Source organism: Vibrio lamellibrachiae (assembly GCF_050337265.1).
GTDB lineage: Bacteria > Pseudomonadota > Gammaproteobacteria > Enterobacterales > Vibrionaceae > Vibrio > Vibrio kyushuensis.
In genome coordinates this window covers 382,401-405,570 of the sequence record NZ_JAKJSU010000007.1, presented here as the reverse complement: position 1 = coordinate 405,570, position 23,170 = coordinate 382,401, and the positions used below count along the sequence as shown (strand labels likewise).

At 41.8% G+C, this 23,170-nt stretch carries 21 protein-coding genes; 16 read left to right on the top strand and 5 right to left on the bottom strand.

The features are described from left to right. Window positions 1-29: 29 nt before the first annotated feature. Entirely contained in the window at window positions 30-665 is a 636-nt protein-coding gene (locus L4C54_RS13190) for an esterase/lipase family protein (protein WP_428808558.1), read from the bottom strand. Between the two features lie 227 nt (window positions 666-892). Beyond that, complete coding sequence (locus L4C54_RS13185) at window positions 893-1,663, bottom strand: YMGG-like glycine zipper-containing protein (RefSeq protein WP_428808557.1); 771 nt, start codon at window positions 1,661-1,663, stop codon at window positions 893-895. 319 nt (window positions 1,664-1,982) lie between these two features. Between L4C54_RS13185 and L4C54_RS13180 the strand changes: the two genes are divergently transcribed. After that, complete coding sequence (locus tag L4C54_RS13180) at window positions 1,983-2,141, top strand: hypothetical protein (RefSeq protein ID WP_428808556.1); 159 nt, start codon at window positions 1,983-1,985, stop codon at window positions 2,139-2,141. Window positions 2,142-2,241: 100 nt separating this feature from the next. Here the strand turns inward: L4C54_RS13180 and L4C54_RS13175 are convergent, their stop codons facing one another. Further along, complete coding sequence (locus L4C54_RS13175) at window positions 2,242-3,216, bottom strand: sugar-binding transcriptional regulator (protein ID WP_428800566.1); 975 nt, start codon at window positions 3,214-3,216, stop codon at window positions 2,242-2,244. Window positions 3,217-3,807: 591 nt separating this feature from the next. Here L4C54_RS13175 and rpiB point away from each other — a divergent pair. The 14 genes from rpiB to L4C54_RS13105 all read left to right on the top strand — a co-directional run bounded on the left by rpiB (window position 3,808) and on the right by L4C54_RS13105 (window position 17,829). Then, window positions 3,808-4,254: a ribose 5-phosphate isomerase B gene (gene rpiB / locus L4C54_RS13170; RefSeq protein ID WP_428800565.1), complete on the top strand. Its 447-nt coding sequence runs from the start codon at window positions 3,808-3,810 to the stop codon at window positions 4,252-4,254. A gap of 55 nt (window positions 4,255-4,309) precedes the next feature. Next, on the top strand, window positions 4,310-5,293 hold the full coding sequence (locus tag L4C54_RS13165; protein ID WP_428800564.1) for a TRAP transporter substrate-binding protein: 984 nt from the start codon (window positions 4,310-4,312) through the stop codon (window positions 5,291-5,293). A 66-nt stretch (window positions 5,294-5,359) separates the two neighbouring features. Next, a complete protein-coding gene (locus tag L4C54_RS13160; protein WP_428800563.1) occupies window positions 5,360-5,935 on the top strand; it encodes a TRAP transporter small permease in 576 nt (191 codons plus the stop codon). Beyond that, complete coding sequence (locus tag L4C54_RS13155; RefSeq protein WP_428800562.1) at window positions 5,932-7,215, top strand: TRAP transporter large permease; 1,284 nt, start codon at window positions 5,932-5,934, stop codon at window positions 7,213-7,215. The genes L4C54_RS13160 and L4C54_RS13155 overlap by 4 nt, the downstream gene beginning before the upstream one ends. 18 nt (window positions 7,216-7,233) lie before the next feature. After that, window positions 7,234-8,241 (top strand): 4-hydroxythreonine-4-phosphate dehydrogenase PdxA, encoded by a 1,008-nt coding sequence (locus tag L4C54_RS13150; RefSeq protein ID WP_428808555.1) that lies wholly within the window; start codon window positions 7,234-7,236, stop codon window positions 8,239-8,241. A gap of 35 nt (window positions 8,242-8,276) precedes the next feature. Continuing rightward, window positions 8,277-9,278, top strand: coding sequence for a dihydroxyacetone kinase subunit DhaK (locus L4C54_RS13145; RefSeq protein WP_428808554.1), 1,002 nt, complete (start codon window positions 8,277-8,279; stop codon window positions 9,276-9,278). A 2-nt stretch (window positions 9,279-9,280) separates the two neighbouring features. Then, a complete protein-coding gene (dhaL, locus tag L4C54_RS13140; protein WP_428800559.1) occupies window positions 9,281-9,913 on the top strand; it encodes a dihydroxyacetone kinase subunit DhaL in 633 nt (210 codons plus the stop codon). Then, window positions 9,910-10,686, top strand: a complete 777-nt coding sequence (locus L4C54_RS13135) for a triose-phosphate isomerase (RefSeq protein WP_428808553.1) — start codon at window positions 9,910-9,912, stop codon at window positions 10,684-10,686. Before dhaL ends, L4C54_RS13135 begins: the two co-directional genes overlap by 4 nt. Before the next feature lie 131 nt (window positions 10,687-10,817). Further along, window positions 10,818-11,663 (top strand): sugar phosphate isomerase/epimerase family protein, encoded by an 846-nt coding sequence (locus tag L4C54_RS13130; protein ID WP_428808552.1) that lies wholly within the window; start codon window positions 10,818-10,820, stop codon window positions 11,661-11,663. Window positions 11,664-11,745: 82 nt separating this feature from the next. Continuing rightward, window positions 11,746-12,855, top strand: a complete 1,110-nt coding sequence (ribBA, locus tag L4C54_RS13125) for a bifunctional 3,4-dihydroxy-2-butanone-4-phosphate synthase/GTP cyclohydrolase II (protein WP_428808551.1) — start codon at window positions 11,746-11,748, stop codon at window positions 12,853-12,855. 242 nt (window positions 12,856-13,097) lie between these two features. Beyond that, entirely contained in the window at window positions 13,098-14,327 is a 1,230-nt protein-coding gene (locus L4C54_RS13120) for a M20/M25/M40 family metallo-hydrolase (protein ID WP_428808550.1), read from the top strand. Window positions 14,328-14,784: 457 nt separating this feature from the next. Continuing rightward, entirely contained in the window at window positions 14,785-16,047 is a 1,263-nt protein-coding gene (locus L4C54_RS13115) for a Rid family hydrolase (protein ID WP_428808549.1), read from the top strand. 353 nt (window positions 16,048-16,400) lie between these two features. Continuing rightward, entirely contained in the window at window positions 16,401-16,895 is a 495-nt protein-coding gene (locus tag L4C54_RS13110) for a hypothetical protein (protein WP_428808548.1), read from the top strand. 256 nt (window positions 16,896-17,151) lie between these two features. Next, window positions 17,152-17,829: a hypothetical protein gene (locus L4C54_RS13105; protein WP_428808547.1), complete on the top strand. Its 678-nt coding sequence runs from the start codon at window positions 17,152-17,154 to the stop codon at window positions 17,827-17,829. Window positions 17,830-18,012: 183 nt separating this feature from the next. On the opposite strand, the gene L4C54_RS13100 is transcribed toward L4C54_RS13105, so the two are convergent. Both L4C54_RS13100 and L4C54_RS13095 read right to left on the bottom strand, forming a co-directional pair. Beyond that, a complete protein-coding gene (locus tag L4C54_RS13100; RefSeq protein WP_428808546.1) occupies window positions 18,013-19,728 on the bottom strand; it encodes an RluA family pseudouridine synthase in 1,716 nt (571 codons plus the stop codon). A gap of 350 nt (window positions 19,729-20,078) precedes the next feature. After that, entirely contained in the window at window positions 20,079-20,573 is a 495-nt protein-coding gene (locus tag L4C54_RS13095) for a hypothetical protein (protein ID WP_428808545.1), read from the bottom strand. 232 nt (window positions 20,574-20,805) lie between these two features. On the opposite strand from L4C54_RS13095, the gene L4C54_RS13090 reads away from it, so the two are divergent. Beyond that, complete coding sequence (locus L4C54_RS13090; RefSeq protein WP_428800549.1) at window positions 20,806-23,166, top strand: Lon protease family protein; 2,361 nt, start codon at window positions 20,806-20,808, stop codon at window positions 23,164-23,166. Window positions 23,167-23,170 lie beyond the last annotated feature (4 nt).

Sequence of the window (23,170 nt, the reverse complement as noted above, 5' to 3'; positions counted from 1 at the left end):
CTCTTATATCCCCTTTAATAACTGCCAGTTTAACTTACATCAGCTTTATCTGATTGTTTAAAGCAGTTGAACTGAATAAAGTGATCAATCTGATTCGGTATAAAATTACTGTATAGCAAGCTGGTATGGTTGCTGTTCATCGTTAAATGATCTGCCATACCCACTATTTTTGTCTCCTCGACCGTCACTGTTCCATCCGATAACATCTCTCCTCCCAGCAATATTGGTCTTAAACCAATTGAAAGTGTTCCTGCAATGCAGCCCAGTTTTTGTGGAAACTCCCATTTGTCTTCATGTTTCTCAAGACCATGCTCGGTAGAATTTCCCAAAAACGCACCAAAGCCTAAATCGGTTAGCTTTTCAGCTATGGACGCTCCTTGAATCGGAGAGCCAATCGCAATTACATGAGATATTTTTGCTCTACAGGGCGTTCGGCTAGCAAGATAATGTTTGATCATCAATCCACCAAGGCTATGACCAACTAACACATTGGTTTCGAAAGGGTCTAATAGCGTGTCAATCTGCTTGAAAACGTGTTCAGAATTGATGTTTACAGTGTTATAGCTGAGTACGTCAGTGTGGTAACCCAGTTTATCGAGGCGCTGGCTCAAAGGGAGTAGGGCAACACCATGCATGTAGAGACCATGCAGGAAAATAATCTTCATAGAGAACTCCTTACGCTAATGATCCCTCTAAGAAAAATTAGAGGCTTAGAGCTTTTATTAATTTATCAAAGAACGAGATACGGTGCGTAGCAATTTTTATATTGAATGGGCAAATAGTGTACTGAGTTCAAATCGTTACGGAGTAGGGGCGTGATTTTAGATAAAAAAAAATGCGACCTTATTTAAAGGTCGCATTTTTAACTGTTCGTGTGGGTAACTAATTCGAGTTAGTTTACTTTGTTAAAACGGAAAGTTTGAACCTTCTTTTCGTTGCCGTCGATGTAGGCATAAGTGTCCATCATCCAAACATTTGTGCCAGCGAAGCCTAGTTCAAAACGGATATCACCAGAATCGACGCCCTCGTAAATCACATCATTGATGTTAGTTGGATAGAATTGGTAACGATTAGACTGAGGTTGAAACTCACCAGCAAAGCTTACTGTTACGTTTTTCGCGTTATTAGTGAAGTGGAACTGGTAACCTTGATCTGCCGTGTAAGAGAACTGAGCAATAAGGTCAACACCTTCAGCATTAGTAAGGGTAACATCAGCTTGAGTTGTTTTAACCAGTTTGCCGGCTGCTGTAATTGCATCAATTTCGATAGCATTTTCAGTGTGGTTACGAATACTTACGTTCCAGTCACCAACGAAGTTGTTTAGCTCGTCCCAGCTCTGATTTTGTGTAGTGCCTTGGTTACCGTTTCCTGCAGCAATGTTTGCAATTGCTTCATCACGGCTGTCATGGCGAATGTTTTCACGGTTGTTCTGCATATCAGCCGCTGAACCTGCAACGCCACCTGCAACACCGCCTGCAATTGCGCCTTTAACAGCCAGTTCTGGTTCGCCAGTTAGCGCACCCAGAGTTAAACCGAGTAGCGCTCCACCTGCAGCGCCTTGTTTAGTTGCCGCATTTGGATCATCTTCACCAGGAGTTACACAACCAGTAAGAAGAGGTAAAGACAAAGCAGCGATTAAAGAAGTTTTTAATAAAGTTTTCATGGTTGACTCTCAAGTAATCTTTCTAATAAAACGGTGTTTTTTTAACTTGGTTTGGATTATACATCCTCGGTTTAACAGTTCTAGTTATATCGCTGATAATCACCAGTTATCAGGTAACAAAATGTGAACGCTCGAATTTATGTAATTTTAAAACGAAAATAGAATGAAAATTAGGTGATAAAGAGCTGGGTAGCGTATGGGTGCTTAAATAACCCGCATAAAATGTAATTTAATTACACTGTGATCTGGATCTCATTTGAGATTAAGTGCATAATGTAACCACTTAATTGAATTGATGAATAAACAGAGAGAGAATTTTATGAATAACTCACTAGTATTAGAAACAAACGTACTTGATAGCAAAGAACAGGTTAGTAAAGTACTGAGCCGTCATGTAAAAGAGGTTCTCGCCATTGTTGGAATGTACTCAGTTACTGCACTAATCGTGTTAGCAACAAGCCTAACCTGGACCGTATAAATGAAGAAGCTAAAGATTAAGACAAAATAAAGGCGCTGATGATAGCGCCTTTATTATATCTATTGTAATTTAACCAATCATCAATGCTCGATAAATGCCGTTACTTTTGAGCTTCTAGATTCAAAATGGTAATAGCATTCGCAACGCTGGTTGCGAGAACGTCGATTGCACCTGTTCGAAGTGCGCCAAGAATGGCGAGTGGCTTACTGCTCTCAGAGGCTATAGCAATAACCTGAGGGATTTTTTGATAATCACTGATCGTTAACCCCACGACACGATTACTCATCTTCGTATCTTGCACTTCGCCCTTAATATCATAGAAATCATAACCACCCACTTCTCCAACAACACCTTGCTGAATACGCGCTTCTACCATCTCTTGTACTGAGAACCAACCTAAGTTAACCATATAGGTACTTTCATTAAGATCACCGATACCGACTAAAGCAACATCTGACTTCTTGGCCATGTCCATAGTTTGTTGAACGGTTTCATCTTCCAAAATAGCGGCACGAAGCTCAGGGTTGCGAATGTGAGCAGGGGCATAGAGTGTTTCGCTCACGCCACCGAATGTCTTAGCGAAACGACGAGAGATATGGTCTGCGTTAAGCATGCCTCCACGAGGGTGAATACCGCCAATACTGGAAACAAAGGTACACTTCTTTGGATTTACCACGCCGATATGCTCAGAAACAGCAGAAACGTTACGTCCTTGACCAATAGAAATGATCATCCCGTCTTTTAAGGTAGAGGATAGATAGGTCGACACAACACCGGCCAATAAAACACGTTGTTCATCTTCTGTCGGCTGATCAAGGGCAATGAGTGCTCGCTTAAGACCAAACTTTTCTTTAAGTTGCTCTTCGAGTTTCGCACCAAATACAGGGTGATACTTCACTTTGATTTCGACGATACCTTTGTCTCTTGCTCGCTTTAGCAGTCGACCAATCTTTACGCGAGACAAACCAAACCTTTTAGATATCTCTTCTTGAGTTGCGCCATCTTGGTAGTAGGCCACTGATATCTCAGTCAATAGGTTGGTTTCTTCCGTTTGCTCTATGTTCGTTACTTCCATACATATCCTAAAGAGTCATTGGTCATAGGTATTGGTTTTAAATCGTTGAGTATATTAAGCGATAAAGACATTGATTTCATTCTCTCCGTAGATCGCCTTTCGCATTAATTACATTTATACCGAGTGATTGAGGATTTTCCCATAATTCTGCGCAAAAACTTAACCAACTGTTCTTATGTTCATTGATGAAAACATTTGAACGTAGTGTTTCTATATGAATCCTCTATCAGATTATGACAAGTCCATTTGATTATATGTTATTTCATAATCTAGACATACTAACAAAATACTTACCAATGAAAGATATGGCAAATATGTAACTAAGTGTTAATAGGGTTTTTGGTGAGTTATAACTTGTTGTTATATAGAGGTTTTATTGGGTATGTTTTCTTTGTGTTTGATTCCCCCCTTACTAGTTCGCTCTTCTTGATAACTTTATATATAAAGCAGATCTGATCACGTAAATGTTAATGTTTTGCTAAATTCAAGTGATCGAAATCTCATTTGTGTAATGAGAATATGTCATGTTCAAAAGAATAAGTGCAATATCATTTGTAACTTGTGGTGCTCAAATGAACGTTGGAAGAAGATATGATAGCGATTGGATGTGATGATGCAGCAGTAGATTTAAAAGAGTGCTTAAAAGAGCATTTAACTGCAAAAGGAATTGAGTACGTTGATTATGGCGTGAACCCAGAAAAAGCCGAGCTTTACCCTGACATCGCAAAAACAGTCAGTGTAGCGGTAGCAGAAGGGAAGCACGCTAGAGGCATTATTTTATGCGGCACTGGAATAGGTGTGTCGATTGTGGCCAATAAGGTACCAGGTATTCGCGCGGCGCTTTGTCACGATACCTTTTCAGCGGAACGAGCAAGAAAAAGTAATGATGCGCAAATCATTACGATGGGATCTCGCGTAATCGGTCAAGAGTTAGCTAAAACCATTCTTGATACGTGGTTAGATGCCGAGTTCACCGATGGACCATCAACCCCGAAGGTAAATAGAATCAAGGAGATAGAGAAAGAGTTTATTGCATAACGTGGATTATTACCCCCAATAACAAACTGATTAATGGAATAACGTGGATAAAACAATGAAAAATAAAACAATTACATATACAACAATCGCATTAACCTCGCTGATGTCGTCTGCTGTTTTAGCGAAAGATTTAAAAGTGGCGACTAGCGCACAACTTGGATCACTTCAATACAACACTACTCAGTACTTCACTGAATACGCAAACGAAGAGTTTAAGAAAGCTGGTATCGACTACAGCATGAAATTCTTTGGTGCTGCGCAACTAGGTAAAGATAAAGACGTTCAACAGAAACTGAAGTTAGGCACCGTTGATTTGGCGTTGTTAACATCGACATTGCCGACACACGTTTCAGAAATGGCGCTTTTTGAATTGCCGTTCTTAGTATCTGACCGTGAGCACGTAGCTAAAATCGAAGAGAAAGTATTTTGGCCATACATTGCTCCTGCGGCTGAAAAGAAAGGCTACCAAGTCATTGGTTTCTGGGAAAATGGTTTCCGTAACATCACAAATGCTAAACGCCCAATCAATACTCCTGAAGATCTACAAGGCCTGAAAATTCGTACGCCAAACAGTTCATGGCGCGTGAAAATGTTTAAAAACTGGGGTGCTAACCCAACGCCAATGAGCTTTAGTGAAGTCTTCATTGGTCTGCAAACCGGTGTTATCGACGGTCAAGAAAACCCGTACACCAACATCTATGCTGCGAAGCTTCATGAAGTACAAGGTTACGTCAGTGTAACAAACCACGTGTACACACCAGCGTACCTAACTGCCGGCTCTCGCCATTACGGAAAACTGCCACAAGAAGTTCGCACAATCATTGAAGATGCTTCAAAAAATGCTCAGCAATGGGGTTACAAAGAGGCGTCAAGACTGGAAGGCGAGCTTAGAGATAAGTTAGTTGCAGGTGGTATGGAACTGAACGTTGCTGACCGTAAAGCGTTCGTTGATGCAAGCCAACCTATCTACGATGACTTTGTAGAGAATGTAAATAATGGTCTAGCCATGCTAACCATCGCGATGGAAACCGCTGAGTAAACCATCGTCCTCACAGCTTGCTAGACAGAGCAAGCTGTGATTTTTTCTGTAATTTTGCGAGGGGTTATGATGTCTTTTCTTGCTGGCATAAATACCATTTCAAATATGTTAGAAAAAGTCCTTATCGCTATATCTATGACGATACTGCTTTCTCTTAGCGCCATCATTATTGTGGCGGTTTTTTCTCGTTTTAGCGGCGCTTCTTTGTATTGGTATGATGAAGTTTCTGCAATTCTATTGGCTTGGCTAACCTTCTACGGTTCGGCGCTGTGTGCGTTAAAGCGTGCACATATGGGCTTTGGCGGCTTAGTCGCAAAAATGACCCCAGTGGCTAGAAAATCTATTTTCATACTCAGCGAAGTCATCGTTATTGGTTTCTTTGTTGTGATTGCATGGGCTAGCTATTACATCCTTCAAATCTTTGGTGATGAAACCCTCACCAGTCTTGATTTTATTACTTTAGCATTCGCTCAATCTGCACTCCCGATTGGTGCTGTTTTATTTGTAATCGCGCAGTTGTGTTCGCTCCCTCAAGCTTGGGCTTTGGTCTGTAAAGGTTCGACTCGTGAAGAAGAAGAGATTGAAGAAGCGATACGTGATGCCAAGGAAGAGATGAAAGAAGTTATGGAGGCTGTGAAATGAGTGCATTAATCGTTTTAGCTTGTTTGATCGGATTGGTGATGATCAATGTACCAATCGGTGTTGCTATTGGTGCTGTCGCCGTTGTCGGAATGGTACTTACTTCAGACATGGATGCTATCTACAACGCGGCCTTAGCCATGTTTGAAGGCGGGTCTAAATTTACTCTATTGTCGATTCCACTGTTTGTTTTTGCGGGTGCATTAATGAATACGGGTGGTATTTCGCTTCGCCTTATCAATTTCGTAAACTCGATTGTTGGTTTCGTACGCGGTGGCCTGTCTATGGTTAACGTCGGCGTTTCAATGATCTTTGCTGAGATTTCAGGCTCGGCTGTGGCTGATGTTGCGGCGCTAGGCTCAATCTTGATTCCTGCGATGAAAAAACGTGGTTATTCAGGTAGCTTTTCTGCTGCGGTAACGTCGTCATCTGCATCCCTTGCCGTCATCATTCCTCCTTCTTTGCCTCTAATTATTTACGGTGCGATGGCCGATGTCTCTATTTCTCAACTATTTGTTGCAGGTATTTTGTCAGGACTGTTAGGCGCTGCAGGTATGTTTGGCGTGTGCTACTACTACGCGGTGAAATACGATCTACCTCGTGAAGAGTCGTTTAGTTTGCGCAAATTATGGTCTTCTTTTAAAGATGCTTTTTGGGCTCTGACACTTCCAGTTGCGATTCTTGGCGGCATTATGTCTGGCTTTATGACGGCAACAGAAGCAGCGGGTATTGCGGTTCTTCTAGCGCTGGTTATCAGTGTCTTCATTTACCGAGAAATGGATCTGAAGCTGTTCTACAAAGCAGCGCTTGAAGGCGTTACAGGTACATCGGTTGTCATGTTACTAGTTGCGACTTCTGCAGTGCTGGGTTTGTTCCTTACCGAGCAAGAAGTACCGCAGGCGATGGCAGCAGGTATCTTAAGTATTTCTGAAAACAAATACGTTGTACTGATGATGCTAAATATCATGCTACTTATTGTCGGTATCTTCCTACACGGCGCAGCAGCAATCATCTTAACGGTACCTATTGTTCTTCCACTTATTCATGAGCTAGGCATCGACCCAATTCACTTCGGCATCATGTTGGCGCTTAACATCTCTATTGGTCAACAAACACCGCCAGTAGCGAGCGTATTAATCACGGCATGTTCTATTGCGAAACGTGATATCTGGCAAGTAACCAAAGTCAATGTTCTCTTTATTGGTGTGTTGTTCGTAGTACTTCTACTAGCGACATATGTTCCAGCGCTGTCTGTTGGATTCGTAGATTATGTATACAACTAACGTACAAGGATTTTAATAATGACTAAACCAACTATTGCTCTCGTATTAGGCGACCCTTCAGGCATCGGCCCAGAGGTTGCAGCAAAAGTACTAAATCAACAGTCGAGTCGTGAACTTAGCAATATTCTGATCATTGCCGATGAGTACGAGCTACGAAAAGGGATGGACATCGCACAGGTATCGTTTGAATACGATGTGGTAGAGCGATTTGAAGACGCGAATTTTGAGTCAGGCAAGCCGGTACTGCTGAAGTTCACAAGCTCTCATGCGGCACCTATCGAATATGGCGTGGCAACAGAGCAGGGTGGAACGTACGTACTTGAAACTTTAAAGATCGCCGTCGACTTAACTCTAGCGCACAAAACACACGGTATTTGCTTTGCACCATTGAATAAGCAAGCGATGCATATAGCTGGGCTTCAACACCGTGACGAGCTTTCATGGTTTGCTGAACTCACAGGCTTTAAAGGGTTTGGCTGCGAAATTAACGTTGTTGATGACATTTGGGCTGGGCGTGTAACGTCTCATATCCCATTTAAAAACGTGGTCGATAATCTAACCGTTAATACGGTATTAGAAACCATTGAGCTGATGAACAATACATTGAAATCTGCTGGGTTTGAAGAGCCTAAAATTGCGGTTCAAGCACTTAACCCACATGGTGGTGAAGGCGGCTTGTTTGGTGACGAAGAGATCGTAACTATTTCTCCTGCAATTGAAAAAGCAAAGCAAAAAGGGATTCAAGCGTGTGGTCCATTCCCTGGTGACACGACTATGTGGGCGGTTGAAAAACAGAACTTAAACGCGATTGTTTCTATGTATCACGACCAAGGCGCCATTGCTTTAAAAATGATGGGCTTTGACCGCGGTGTAACGGTTCAAGGCGGTATTCCAATTCCTATAGCGACAGCGAACCATGGTTCAGCATTTGATATCTACGGAAAGAATATCGCTTCTATTCCGGCAATGGAAAATGCACTGAAACTGACCGTTAAGATGGCAACTAGCTATCAGAAGAACGCTTAACTAACTGAATAGACGAAATATTAATGGTGAACCCAATGAGAAAGCCTAAGAAGTTAATTAATGATCCAATGAATGTCGCGAAAGAGCAATTTGAAGGCATGCTAGCGGCAATGAGCGGAAAACTGGAAGGTCTACCGGGCATTACTGCTGCCATTCGTACTGATTACCCAAGTAACAAGGTAGCGATATTAACGGGCGGTGGCAGTGGTCACGAACCATTGTTCGCAGGTTATGTCGGTAAAGGTTTGGCTGATGCTGCAGCGTTAGGCGATATATTTGCTGCGCCGCCCCCGAACGTTATTTTACAAACGACTGAAGCGGTCAATAACGATAAAGGCGTTATCTATATCTACGGTAACTACGCTGGCGATAACATGAACTTCGACATTGCGGCTGAGCTTGCCGATGATGACGATATCAAAACGCACACCATTCGTGTTTGGGATGATGTTGCTTCTGCGCCTATCGAGAAGATTCAAGAGCGACGCGGTACAGCAGGCGACCTATATGTTCTTAAAATTGCGGGAGCTGCTTCAGAAAAATACGACGACTTCGACAAAATCGTCGAGGTGACAGAGCGAGCACGTGATTACACTCGCTCAATGGGTGTTGCCCTTTCTGCTGGGTCTGTACCTCAAACTAATACCTTCAACTTTGAGCTGCCTGATGACGAACTTGAAATCGGCATGGGTCTTCATGGCGAGCCGGGCGTATCCAGAGAGAAAATGCAATCGGCTGATGCAGTTGTAGAGAAGTTGGTGGAGCAATTGTGTCTAGATTTACCGTATCAAACGAACGATGAAGTGTGTTTGCTGGTGAATAACCTTGGCGCTTCAACGTATATGGAACTGCTAATAGCGACGCGTCAAGCTCACAAATTACTGGCTGAGAAAGGCATAAAAATTCACGACACTCTTGTCGGAAATTACTGCACCTCTCAAGAGATGTCTGGTTACTCATTAACGCTTCTCAAGCTTGATGACGAGCTAAAAGAATTGTACGACTTACCGTGTGAATCACTTGCATTAAGGAAATAGAAATGGACGCATTAACAGCAAAAAATATGATGACTCATGTAGCCCATAAAATGGTGGCAAGTGAGCCGGTATTAACCAAATTTGACCAAACAATTGGCGATGGCGATCACGGCATTGGCATGGAGCGTGGTTTCAAGGCCGTAGCCGAGTTATTGGAAAGTGATTATGAGCCGCAAGACGTAAGTAAATTATTGTTGAAAATAGGCTCAACCATGATGGCTACGATGGGCGGTGCTTCAGGCGCTATCTTCGGTACGCTGTTTCGTTCTGGTGCAAAGGCGATTAAAGGCGCTACGGTTCTAGACACACCTACATTGGCGACTTTCTTAGCAGCAGGTCTGCACGCTGTTTATGAGCGTGGTGGTGCCAAACCGGGTGACAAGACCATGATTGATGCACTTGTTGCAGCGGTTAAAGAGTCTGAGAAGCACACTGGTGATCTTAGCGATACATTGCCTGCCATCGTTAAAGCCGCGCACCAAGGCGTTGAAGCAACTAAGGATATGATTGCAACGACAGGTAAAGCGAAAACATTGGGTGAGCGTTCATTAGGTCACCCAGATCCAGGTGCGGTATCCATGGCGTTTATCCTTGAATTTATGTGTGAATTTGCGACTGAGCAGGTAGCCGCATGAAAAAACTCTGGGTAGGCACCAGTTGGAAGATGAATAAAGACAGTGAATCTGCGCAGGCTTGGGCAAGCGCAGTTTTACCGAGAGTAAACAAGCTTCATCCCCAACTTCAACCATTTGTTATTCCACCATTCCCGTATATCTCTGCGGTGAGTAGTGCTTTAGATGCCAGTGTCATGAAAGTGGGGGCACAGAACATGTGCTGGCAAGATGAGGGGGCTTTCACCGGAGAAATATCACCACTCATGCTCAAAGATTGTGGGGCGAGTATTGTTGAGATTGGTCACTCAGAACGTAGAGCCCAATTCGGCGAAACCGATGAAACTGTCAATCTAAAGGTTCATTCTGCATTAAGGCACAGTTTAACGCCTTTAGTGTGTGTGGGTGACAGTGGAAAAGAGAAGCGTTGGGGCGTCTCTCGTGAAGCGGTGTTAAAGCAGGTTAAGATAGCGCTATACGAAGTGCCTGACCATCAAGTGCCTCAAGTCATCATCGCTTATGAGCCGATCTGGGCGATTGGAGAAAATGGCATTCCAGCCACCTCCCAAGAAGCCGAATCGATGCATTTTGCGATTCGACGTGAACTCAGAGAATTGTATGGTGCTGATTTGGCAGATGCTATCACGCTTTTGTATGGCGGAAGCGTGAACTTAGATAATGCATCTAACCTGCTAGACCAACCCAACATTGATGGTGTGTTCGTCGGTCGAACCGCTTGGAACGCATCGGGTTATGTGCAGTTACTTGAAATAGCGAATAGTAAATTTAACAGTTAGTCCTGTCGCCAATCACACGACCTGTGAAAACAGAGTGTGATTGGCTTTTTTTATTCGATACCAATTTGTATTTCAATTGTTTACATATCAGAGTATTTCGAGATAGATACCGCTTATTAAGGATTTTAGCGATGAGTATTTTAGATAGATTGGCGATCAATACCGCTATATTTGACGGTCACGAATTAAAAACGTCTCTAAAAATTATTAAATCATTGGGTGTTAACAAGGTCGAGTTTGCATTCAATCAGGGCTACGTCGGCCAGCTTGACAGTGATATGTTTTCAGCCAATCACGCGCAATATCTCTACGCACTGATGGAAAAAGAAGGCTTACACTCAGACGCCCTTGGTTGCACGATGAACCTGGCTTCACCAGACGCACTTGAAGAGTTCAAAATGCGTATTCGTTTTGCGCAAAAGTTGGGGGTGAAGTATCTAAACACGTGTACAGGCCCAATTGCTGAGCGCCAAACAATCGTGAACAATTTGAAGGTGCTAGCGCCTTATGCAGAAGTCCATGGTTGCGTTATCTGTATTGAAAATGGTGGAGACCATAATTTCAACGCATTTGCGAGTGCTGATGATGGTATCCGTATTTTGTCTGAAGTCGCACACCCAGCCTTGGCACTCAATTTTGATCCGGGTAATTCCGTGTCGCTCGTTCCCAATTTAAGCCCAAGTGAAGAAGCGAAAATCGCGATGCCATTTTGTCAGCACTTTCATGTGAAAGATGTGCAAGTTCATGATGATAAGTTTACTTTTCCAGCGCTGGGAGAGGGCATTGTTAACTTCAACGGGATAGTTTCGTCACTTAATCAACGAGACATTTCTTTTAGTATAGAGAAGCCACTTCGCATGTATCGCCGTAAAGATTCATTTCCGATCCGTGGTCGTTCACCAGAAAGCATTCAAGACATTTCAGCGGTTCTCACTCAAAGTATCGCATTCATCGAACAACTGGCTGAAGGCTCTTAATCGCCCGTTTAAAGAGTACTAATCACGGTTCAATAAGACGGTGTGTGGGCTTTAGCCACCGAAAAGAATAGGTAAAAGAATCATGGCAATTAGCAATATTAAAGAAGTTATTGAAGATTACCGACAAGGTAAGATGGTTATCTTGATGGACGATGAAGATCGTGAAAATGAAGGCGATATCATGATGGCAGCGGAACATGTCACTGCGCAAGATATCAACTTTATGGCAACACACGGTCGCGGACTGATTTGTTTGACCATGACCAAGCAACGTTGTAACGATCTGCAACTTTTTCCTATGGTACAAAACCCAACAGAACCCTGGGCAACAGCGTTTACGGTTTCAATTGAAGCCGCAGAAGGTGTCACTACTGGTATATCAGCGGAAGATCGCGCCGTGACAGTTCAAGCAGCCGTCGCAAAGCAAGCGACGCCATTAGATTTGGTGCAGCCGGGACATATATTTCCATTAGCAGCAAAAGATGGCGGGGTGTTAGTACGCGCAGGACATACGGAAGCGGGTTGTGATTTGGCCCGCCTTGCAGGGTTTGAACCGGCTTCGGTCATCGTAGAGATTCTAAATGAAGATGGCACAATGGCGCGTCGTCCACAATTGGAAGTCTTTGCTGAAAAGCATGGAATTAAACTGGGTACGATTGCTGATCTTATCGAGTATAGAAACAATACTGAAACAACGATTGAACGTATTGCGCAGTGTAAGCTACCGACTGAATTTGGTGAGTTTAACATGGTGACCTATCGCGATACGGTGGATAACCAAATACACTATGCTCTGCAAAAAGGTGATGTTTCAACAGGTCCAACGAATGTCCGTGTTCACTTGCAAGATACTTTCACTGATATTTTGCATTCTCAACGTGAGCAATCGCCCTCATGGTCACTTCAATCTGCGATGGAAAAAATCGCCAGTGATAACGGAGTGCTAGTGATTCTAGGTCATGAAGAGAAGAGCGATTCGATCATCAATCGTGTGAAATATTTTGAAGCGCTAGATAACGGCCAAAGCACTTCACCGAAGAAGAAGCTGCACACTTCTCGTCAAGTTGGAGTTGGTTCTCAGATCTTAGCTGACTTGGGAGTAAGGAAGATGAACCTACTTTCATCGGCTAGCAAAAAGTACCACGCTCTTTCTGGATTTGGTTTGGAAGTGGTCGATTATATTGAAAACTAGTAACTAATACATGACGTTTAAACTCAAAAAGAGCTGCATTATGCGGCTCTTTTTATTTTGGTTGGTTCTAATCTAATAGGATCAATTCAACGCTTATTACGCCACAATAAATTCACACGATGATTGAATTAACGGTTTCATATCAAATTGTTGTAACACAAATTACCCTATGATAACGGGCTGAAGTTATTGGGCGCAGTCATTAGCTCAGTAGAAGTTGAAAATGGATAGTAGAGTAGCCAATGAGCACAGAAAGCAGTAGTAGCCAGCTAGATCAGGTTTGGAATTCACCAATGCCTCAAGAACAATTTGAGTTTATGTCAACGGTATTGGCATCGCCTTCACCAATCGGATTTGAAGCGGCGATGAGCTACGGAGTCATAAAGCCTGAGTTCGAATCTTTCATGCCAAAAAGCTGGGGTATCCACCAGTTTAAAGCCAACGCAAGTCTAGTATTTGATTCTCACCCGGGTCGTGACGATCTTACCAGCGTAATGATTGTTGGACATGCGGATAAAATTCGCATGCAAGTACGTAAAATCGATAGCGATGGAAAAGTGTGGATCAACACGGACTCTTTTTTACCAACCACTTTGATTGGGCATGAAGTTAAAGTCTTTTGCCAAGACCCAAATAAAGTCGGATCGTATAAGGTCATTGATGGCTGTACGGTTGAAGCGTTAGGTGCCATTCATTTCTCCAGTCCTGCACAGCGAACGGGTAAAGAGGGCATCAAACCTGAATCTATTTATCTAGAACTACACATGCATGGTGATGACCGTAAAGCCCAAGTTGAAGCTCTTGGCTTACGTCCGGGTGATCCTATTTTACTTGACCGCCCAATTAAGCGTGGCGTAGCGGCAGATACGTTTTATGGTGCCTATCTTGATAATGGTTTAGGTTGTTTCTCTGTGACTGAAATTGCTCGCACCTTAGCCAATGAAAATTTAGAAAATGTTCGTGTATTGTATACCATTGCAACCCATGAAGAGATTGGCCGTTTTGGTTCAACACAGTTGGTCGGTGAGCTAAAGCCTGATGTTCTGATTGCAACTGACGTTAATCACGATTATGAAGCGGCCCCTGGAATTGGAAGCCGTAACATGAACCCTTTGAAGATGGGTAACGGCTTTACGATTGGTCGCGGTTCAGTTGCTTCTGAGTTTTTAGTTCAAACGCTAGAAAACGTATGCCGAGAGAAGGATATCCCTTATCAACTCGATTTTTCTGGTCGTGATATGGGAACCGATGGGATGGCAGCAGCCCTTGCTGGGGTTGATAGTGCAGCTATTACTATTGGTTACCCTATTCGTAATATGCATACTTCATCTGAATCGGCGCATACCGGTGATCTATTAGCGTCAATCGAAGGTATTACGGAATTGTTGCGCCATTTCAACGAACTAAACAATGGCACTGGCATGACTCAGGATGATCTTAAAAATAGTCATATCCGACTAGATAACCTGTAATCTAGCTTACAAACAACAGTTACACACCAAGAGTGCCCTTCATAGGCACTCTTTTCTTATCTATATAAATAATTTATGCACTCAAATCAGCATAAATAGCGAGTCAATATCGCTGCATAGAGACTTTACGCTAGAATATTGTGAAGCGAGTATCAATATAGAGATAAATTAGTCTATGTATCAATATTATTCGTTGGGATTATATTCACTATAAAAGAATTAATTGTAAATTAAGTACCAAATTAAGCTTTGATTTACCGAAAAGGTTGGATAATTAATCTCAATATGACTATTTATCCTGATCTTTGGGTTTCTTTAGTGAAATGATATTACGATGCGCATCACACTTGATAGAAAATAATTAACTTATCATGACGATGATTTAATCATTCTTTAAAATATAATATGCTCTTTAATTAGTTCGTATTTCTATACAATATAAAAGGATAGTGTCGATATGAGTAGCGTTATAATTAAGAACTCAAGAAATACAGAGAATGCGCCAATATGCTTGCTCTCTACACAGTCAGTTGCATTTTCTCATTATAATAATATTTCGGCCCAACTTCCTATAGACCCGAAAAGTGGCCAAATCGTTGTTGGTGGGGTAAAAAAGCAGATAGATCAGTGCTTAACCAATATTAAAGCAATTGTCGAAAGTGTCGATCATGTTATGGACGATGTGGTCAAAATCAATGTCTTCCTTAAGAGTCTCTCAGACATAGATACGGTTGAGGAAGTATACGCATCATTCTTCCAAAATCACTTACCTACGCGAACAATCGTGGCGGTCGCTGCATTGCCTATGAGCGACGCATTAGTCCAAATTGATGCATTGATTTCGAATGGCGAAGGCACGGCACCACAAGCGCCTTGTGACTTAATTAAACTATCAAAAAATACAGAAAATGCACCGTTGAATGCAATGTCAACACACTCAGTTGCCTTCTCTCACTATAACAATATTTCTGCTCAACTGCCTATCGACCCAAAAACCAATGCGATTGTAGAAGGTGGAATCGAGAAGCAAACGAAACAGTGCTTAACAAATACCAAAGCAATTTTGGAAAGTATTGACGTTCCGTTTGATGATATCGTTAAACTTAATGTTTACGTTAAAGATCTTACTGATATTGAAGCTGTAAACAAAGCTTATACTACATTCTTCCCTGATTCAGCTATTGCTAGAACAGTAGGCTATATGCCTGCTCGAACCACGGCTGTCGTGTCAGATCTTCCGATGAATGCGTTAGTGCAAATTGACGCTGTTGTTTCACATGGTGATGGGACACCACCTCAAGAGGTTGAAGATAGACACGGTATTGTTATCCGAGCGAATAATACAGATAACGCCCCAATTAATCCTTTACACACACAAACTGTCGCTTTTTCCCATTACAATCACATCGCCGCTCAGTTGCCGGTAAAACCAGCCACTAATGAACTTGTCGAAGGTGGAATAAATGAACAAACTAGACAATGTTTAGAAAATATTAAAGCGATTGTGGAAAGTGTTGGTCATGTTATGGATGACACAGTAAAAATAAATATTCAGCTTAGAGATATCACAGATATTGGTGCTGTAAATGATACTTACACGACGTATTTTAATAATGAACTACCAGCGAGAACAGTTATCGGTGTGTCTGATATACCGATGAATGCGATGTTACAAATCGATGCTATTATTTCCAATGCTGAAGGTACGCCACCGAAGTAAAAATGATAACAAGTTAATAACTACGACACTGTTACGTTAGTGTAATTTAATGTTTATGTTATAAGATGTAAATAATGTTAATTTATTAATAATAAAGAGCCGCTTTGTTGCGGTTCTTTTTATTTCATCATTAAATTATTCTACTAGATATTTTTCGATTAATGAGTGTAGGATTGAACATTAGACTTAAGTCACCATTGAACCTTGACGTTAGGTATCTGTACGATCTGAGAGAAACTAATTATTTATCTGATTTTGACATTAAAATGTTAACTTCAACTATAAATGTTCCACATTGTAGTTTTCTATACAATACCAACGCTATCTTATTCATAATCTAGTCGGATGCTTCTATGAGTCACTTTCTTCTTATTCCTATATTTTTGCTTTTTACTTATCTAGGTCTACATATACCAAAGTTAAGTTTAGAATGGATAGGCATATCAAGCCATCGATCAATTATCACACACAGTATGCTTATTCCTACAATGCTATTGCTCATCAAGTTAAATGTGACTAAGCCCATCGTGGCAGGGTTGTGTATCGGAGTAAGCATATACTTAGCAATGGATATGGCATCAGCCATTCACGGGCATGCTTTAATACGTGTCCCGTTCTTTACTCAATTTTCTTTTAGTGGGTGGATTTCTTTAGCTTGGTTAGGCCTGAACTCTGCGCTTGGTCTATATATGGCGGTTCGGTTAACGACATTCCATAAACGGATTGTTCCGAGTGTGTTTGCATGCACATCGGTAGCGTATGCGTTCTATTTCCATTACAGCTTGGTCGTATTAATTCCCTGTCTTCTAATTATGGTTGTTTGCTATCGAAGACCGTTACTAAGTTAATTGCGGTTGTGTGGAGCTAAAAAAATGATCTATTGCGAAAGGCGGATGAAAGAAATTTTGGCCTATAAACTAGTTTGTAAGGAGTAGACGCGATACCTCGACCTAAGTAGTGATATGTAATTCGGTCACCAAACCCTCATAACTTGCTTACTTCGCTTGATTTCCTGATTTCTAGCTTCCACGATGTGACTAACTAATAGACGGAAATGTGCTACAAAGTGCTAGTTTCTTTTTTAGATACGTTTAGGAGCAACAAGTGAAACTTCAAAAATTAGGCGGAATAGCCGCGTTAATCGAAGCATTGGCCTACATTGTAGGTTTTGCTGTGCTAATAACCTTCTTGTCTCCGGAAGACGCGGCGACGATGTCACGCATTGAGAGATTAACTTTTGAGGTGGAAAATCTTTTAATACTGCAATTGTGGTACTTGTTTATATATGTGGTTTTTGGAATTGTCCTCGTGGTTCTCGCAACTGCGTTACATGAGCAGTTGAAATCGCATTCACCTTCTACGGTTAATATTGCCTCTGTGCTAGCATTTATCTGGTCAGGCATGGTTATTTCTAGTGGGATGATCGCGAGCATTGGCCTAGGTAATGTAGCTCAAATACTTGAAGTTGACCCTAAGCAAGCTCTCTATATATGGGAAGTGTTAGGAATATTACAAGATGCGATTGGTGGTGGTGTAGAAGTTGTTGGAGGTATTTGGGTTTTACTAATTAGTTGGGTTGCGATGAGGCATTCAGCATTAACTAAAGCAGTGAATTACGTTGGTTTAGTCGTTGGTTGTGCGGGTCTATTAACTATCATTCCCGCCTTCACTGACTTAGGTGCAATATTTGGGTTAGGACAAATTGCATGGTTTGTTTTGCTTGGTATTTATATGCTGCGTGATGTAAATAACTCCGCGACAGAGAGTTTTACCCCGCAATAGAAGTGTATGCGATTCGCTGGTAATGAGTTGATGGTATTTCAACATTGCTTGTCCTAGAAGAAGACAAGTAACGAACAAAGTAATCAGAAGAAGTCTCATTAAGTATGATGAAACTTCTTCTCACAACGCCACTCTTGGCACTTATACACGTTGATTTGCTCAGATTTATAGCCATATAGCTAATCAAAACTCAGCAGGCACTTCAAACTCTAATTCTTGATTGGTCACTGGGTGGAGGAGTTTCAAATAGCCAGCGTGTAAATGCAATCGATCGTCTTTAAAACCATACAAATCATCGCCAACAATTGGCGTGTTTAAACCTGCTTGATGAGCACAGTGAACCCTTAGCTGATGGGTTCGGCCTGTTTTAGGGTATAAATGCACTCTGGTGCGGCTATTTTCTGTTGAGATCACCTGATAGCGAGTTTCTGCTGAGCGCCCGTTTTTATGGTGGACCATTTGCCTTGGTCTATCTTCCATATCCCCTTGTAGAGGGAGTTTTATCACTCCTACCTCATGTTCAACATTCCCTTCAAGCAAGGCGGTGTAACGCTTCTCAACAGTGCGTTCAATAAACTGTCGTTGGACATGTTTATTCGTCTCAGCGGTCAAGGTGAAAACAAGTAGGCCAGATGTCGACATGTCTAGACGATGTACCAGCAAAGGACCTGTCGCGTTTGGATAACGCTTTTGAATGCGTGCAAGAACAGAATCACTGATGTATTTACCTGAGACCGATAGGAATTCAGCGGGCTTATTCACGACAACAAGAACATCGTCTTCATATACAAACTCTAATTCTTTATCTAATGAAGGGGTTTCCTCAAGCGGACTTTTATCTGTATCTATTCCTTGTAGCATGTACTCAATGATCTCAAAGCACTTACTTTGGCAAACAGGGTAGAGGTTTTTATGCTGACGGATTTGATCGTATGGTGATGCGCCCCACCAAAATTCGCCGAGCGCTAAAGGTGTATAACCAAATTGAAACGCTGATTGTAATAGCTTAGGTAAGTTCTCTTCGCTCGACTGCGCTATAGGTGTTTGTGCTTTATCAGAGTCTTGTGAATTAAATAGGTTATGTAAGCTTTTTGACTGACCGAGCTGATTTAAGAATCGACAAGACTTCTGTTTATGGGTTTCTAGAGATTTAGATAAAAGGTCACAAGCAAACTTCTGAGCACTGATCACTGCTAAATGTGTATCGACTTGGTCTGAGATGTCGCTAACTGTTTGCTTCCATTTCTGTTTTAGTGACTTAAAGGCTCTTTTTTCATGACTAGATTGATTACCAAGATCTTTAATTCGCTGATTTAGTTCCTGGCGTTCAATTTCTGAAATTAAATTAGAGGCTAGCTTTGATTCTGCTTGATTCCGTAGCTGTTTTCGATTTTCTTTGTCTTGTGTTATTTGGGCTTGAAAACGACTAATTTCAACATCGGCCTGCTTATTGGATGTTAGTAGTCTTAACTTTAACTCTTTGAATTCTTTCTTGTTTTCTAAGGTTTTGATGTGGCATTTTTTATCTTTTATCTCGGCTTCTTTGAGTGATATCTCAGAGTTTAAATTCGTCTGATGACAAATGTTATTAACAAAAGAATCTGGAGTACTTGCGGCGGTTTTGGCATTAGATAAATAACCAGCAAATGATGATAAATAGCCAAGCTCGCCTTGTTCTGTTTGTACGACTAGAACTGCAAACATTTTCCCTTCGCATGAGAAATCATGTTGCCAGTCATTTTGTGTTTCTAAGTACTGTTGAAGCTCCTCAATTGCTGCCAAAGCAAGCGGGTGAGGTGAATAATAATATGGAAAGGTAAAGCGTGTAGGCAGTTCTAAGTGATCTACATCTGTAGAGAAAGGAGTTAGCTTTGAGGGCTTATTCATTGATTGCGTCATCTTAGAGTTGAGTCATTTATAGATAAATAATGGACAGCTATTTCATAGAGTTGCATTTTAACTGCGGAAACTAGGAGTGTACAGATTTCTAACGCTCCGTGGCATTTCTCTATAACCGAAATACAAGTCTCGTAATTAGACATCAGAGCACAGGAACACAGCAGTTTACATTGTAAATAGATCGAAAAAAGATCTTTTGGATCATGCTGGGTGAGGGGGCAGTTAAGTGGTTTGTAATAGCAGCGATTAAAGAAAAAAACGCCGCATCCTTGCGGCGTTTTTACTCCGGCGGCCAAACCGAAAATCGGTAACACTTTCTAAGTGTAGGAGTATATGTTCAATCTTGCATATTAATTAATAGACTGACTAATGGTCTGTTTGCCTGAAGCCATTTTAATCTGACTAAAATAGTGATGCGATCTTTGTAATGTATCGAGTTCTATCATCCACTTTGCATTACGTTGCGATGCACAAAATTGACTGATGTGCGATACCAAGTCCTCACCATATTTATTAATAATGCTGAGTGTTTTAATGACCAAAGGGCACTCCTCAATAGAAATGAACTGCAACTGGCAATAGCATTGGTTGAGAACATGAAATGCACATTGCTGTCGGCCCATCTTCGTTAAGACTTTAGATTGCGCAATGGCAGAATCTCGAAGAGTAGAAATAAGAGCGACAAATTGACATGGTTCCATATTATCTTGATAAATAGAGGCATTAATGTGGGACGGCATGTAGTGAAGTACGTTTTCAAACAAATGATACGCTTCTGGCCAATGTCCTTGGGCTAATAGCAATTCCGCTTTTTGATAGGCTCGCCAGCAGTGTTGAATGTCCATCCCGTTCCCTTTTTAATTGCTCTTGATTTAGTGTAAATGATATTCATTACCAATTGCAAGGGGGTTAAGGTGGAAATTTCCGCTCCAACTTTTCTTTATTGATGACCTAATTGCCTGAGATTGATGGATATTTGTTCAGTTGAACCTGATTTGGGCGTAAGTCACTAAAAATTCAATTAAATGCATCTAAACTGAATTTGATAGCAGAATAATAACAACCAAGGAGGTAGTGATGGCGATTCAAAGATTGAACTCTGAGCAACTCTATAACACGGCTTTATTAGAGCAGTTGCCTTGTAAATCGACCAAAGAACTGGCTCCCATTGATGAGATCGTTGGTCAAAAGAGAGCACAAAAAGCGGTAGAGTTTGCCATGTCCATAAAGGAGAAAGGTTATAACATCTACGCAATTGGGCAAAATGGGCTAGGTAAACGCACAATGATTCTGCGTTATCTAAATCGTCATAAGCACGATGCAGATGCCATGTTTGATTGGTGTTACGTTGCTAACTTTGAAGATATTCGTACGCCAAAGGTACTTAAGTTGCCATCTGGTGTTGGCGCTAAGCTAAAGCAAGATATTGAAAAGCTAATGACCAAACTGGTCAATGCAATGCCTCTTGCCTTTGACAATGAAATGTACATTTCAAGAGCTGAAAAATTAAAGAATCAACTGGCTGATAAGCAGCAGATAGAACTTGATAAAATAGGCGCTAGGGCGAAAGAAAAAGGGATTAGCCTTACGCTGACCACTCAAGGTGATTATCAGTTTGTTGCAATGGATGGCGAAGAGCTTCACAGCGAAGAGTCATTCGAAGAGTTGAGCCAGAAAGAACAGGATGACTTTGGAGATGCGATTGATGAACTTGAAATTGAGTTACGCTCGATGGTTCGTCAGTTAACGGAATGGGAAGAATCGTACAGCGAAAAGATTAAGAAGCTGAACGATGACGTAACATTAGATGTCATTACCCACTTCATTAAACAGCTAAAACACGATTACAGCAGTTATTCGATGATCAAATCGTATTTAACTGAGTTACAAAAAGATATCGTTGAGAATGCAGACATATTCTTAGATGAAGCGATGGAACAGGGTGAAATTGCAACTGCATCTTTGGATAAAAAGCTCCCTAGACGATACAAAGTAAACGTTCTTGTTAGTCGCAATGATGATGACTTTCCAATCGTTGTTGAAGAGAATCCTAATTACCACTCGTTGTTTGGTTATATTGAAACCGCGACATTTAAAGGCACAGTGTTTACCGACTTTTCATTGATCAGACCGGGAAGTTTGCACAAAGCCAATGGCGGCGTGCTACTAATGGATGCGCAAAAGGTTCTAGAGCAATCTTATGTGTGGGATGGCCTTAAACGTGCGCTACGCGCCAGACAGTTGAGCTTAACGTCGCTGGAAAAAGAGGTCACCCTCACTGGTGCTGTCTCTCTTGATCCTGAACCTATTCCATTGGATGTTAAAATCATTCTGTTTGGTGATCATCGAACCTACCAACTGCTGCAGCATTACGATCCGGAGTTTAGCGAACTGTTTCGGGTGACAGCAGATTTTGAAGACGAAATGACAAGAACGGAAGATGCAGAGCTTCATTACGCTCGGTTTATTTCAAGTATCATTCATGACAACAACTTACTCCACTGTGATCGAAAAGCGATTGCAAGAATCATAGAACACAGTTCAAGATTGGCGGGTGATCAAACTAAGTTGTCTCTTCACTCTGCGAGTATTGCCAATCTTATTCGAGAGTCTAACTATGTTTCGCGTCAAGCGAATTCAAATATGATTCGTGCAAGCCATGTAGAAGAAGCGCTAAGTAACCAAGTCATGCGGGTTAGTCGTCTTCAAGATGGCGTCATGGAAAGCTTCATTAACGGGACAACGTTGATTCGTACTGATGGTGTAGCTGTAGGGCAGGTCAATGCGTTATCTGTACTGAGCACCAGTGATCATATGTTTGGCGCGCCAAATCGAATCACAGCAACGACCGCGTATGGCGAAGGGGAAGTCATTGATATTGAAAGAAGTGTCGATCTTGGTGGCAGCATTCACTCTAAGGGTGTGATGATATTAACCGCTTATCTATCTTCTGTTTTTGGTAAAACGGCCAAAGTCCCCTTAACGACCAACATTACGTTTGAACAATCGTATGGTGGTGTTGATGGAGACAGTGCGAGTATGGCTGAGTTTTGTGCCGTCGTTTCAGCGTTTTCAAAGCAACCTAACCGACAAGATATCGCAATCACAGGCTCGATGAACCAGTTTGGTGAATCTCAGCCTATCGGCGGCGTTAACGAGAAAATCGAAGGGTTCTTTGATGTCTGTAAAATTAAAGGGCGAACGAATGAACAAGGGGTCATTATTCCACGTTCAAATATGCATAACTTGATGCTAAGGCCTGACATCGTGAAAGCGGTCGATAAAGGTGAATTCCATATCTGGGCCATCGATCATGTCACCGAAGCGATTGAGATATTTACAGGCAAAGTCGCTGGTACGGCGAGTGATGAAGGGAGTTACCCGATTGACACCGTTTATGGTATTGCTCAGGCAAAGCTCAACGCTTTACGTAAATAACAGT

Coding starts and splice junctions, on each gene's coding strand:
- L4C54_RS13190 (WP_428808558.1), bottom strand. CDS start 665: ATGAAGATTATTTTCCTGCATGGTCTCTACATGCATGGTGTTGCCCTA.
- L4C54_RS13160 (WP_428800563.1), top strand. CDS start 5,360: ATGATGTCTTTTCTTGCTGGCATAAATACCATTTCAAATATGTTAGAA.
- L4C54_RS13095 (WP_428808545.1), bottom strand. CDS start 20,573: ATGGACATTCAACACTGCTGGCGAGCCTATCAAAAAGCGGAATTGCTA.
- L4C54_RS13165 (WP_428800564.1), top strand. CDS start 4,310: ATGAAAAATAAAACAATTACATATACAACAATCGCATTAACCTCGCTG.
- L4C54_RS13135 (WP_428808553.1), top strand. CDS start 9,910: ATGAAAAAACTCTGGGTAGGCACCAGTTGGAAGATGAATAAAGACAGT.
- L4C54_RS13145 (WP_428808554.1), top strand. CDS start 8,277: ATGAGAAAGCCTAAGAAGTTAATTAATGATCCAATGAATGTCGCGAAA.
- ribBA (WP_428808551.1), top strand. CDS start 11,746: ATGGCAATTAGCAATATTAAAGAAGTTATTGAAGATTACCGACAAGGT.
- L4C54_RS13120 (WP_428808550.1), top strand. CDS start 13,098: ATGAGCACAGAAAGCAGTAGTAGCCAGCTAGATCAGGTTTGGAATTCA.
- L4C54_RS13110 (WP_428808548.1), top strand. CDS start 16,401: ATGAGTCACTTTCTTCTTATTCCTATATTTTTGCTTTTTACTTATCTA.
- L4C54_RS13175 (WP_428800566.1), bottom strand. CDS start 3,216: ATGGAAGTAACGAACATAGAGCAAACGGAAGAAACCAACCTATTGACT.
- L4C54_RS13180 (WP_428808556.1), top strand. CDS start 1,983: ATGAATAACTCACTAGTATTAGAAACAAACGTACTTGATAGCAAAGAA.
- L4C54_RS13185 (WP_428808557.1), bottom strand. CDS start 1,663: ATGAAAACTTTATTAAAAACTTCTTTAATCGCTGCTTTGTCTTTACCT.
- L4C54_RS13090 (WP_428800549.1), top strand. CDS start 20,806: ATGGCGATTCAAAGATTGAACTCTGAGCAACTCTATAACACGGCTTTA.
- L4C54_RS13100 (WP_428808546.1), bottom strand. CDS start 19,728: ATGACGCAATCAATGAATAAGCCCTCAAAGCTAACTCCTTTCTCTACA.
- L4C54_RS13130 (WP_428808552.1), top strand. CDS start 10,818: ATGAGTATTTTAGATAGATTGGCGATCAATACCGCTATATTTGACGGT.
- L4C54_RS13115 (WP_428808549.1), top strand. CDS start 14,785: ATGAGTAGCGTTATAATTAAGAACTCAAGAAATACAGAGAATGCGCCA.
- L4C54_RS13150 (WP_428808555.1), top strand. CDS start 7,234: ATGACTAAACCAACTATTGCTCTCGTATTAGGCGACCCTTCAGGCATC.
- dhaL (WP_428800559.1), top strand. CDS start 9,281: ATGGACGCATTAACAGCAAAAAATATGATGACTCATGTAGCCCATAAA.
- L4C54_RS13155 (WP_428800562.1), top strand. CDS start 5,932: ATGAGTGCATTAATCGTTTTAGCTTGTTTGATCGGATTGGTGATGATC.
- rpiB (WP_428800565.1), top strand. CDS start 3,808: ATGATAGCGATTGGATGTGATGATGCAGCAGTAGATTTAAAAGAGTGC.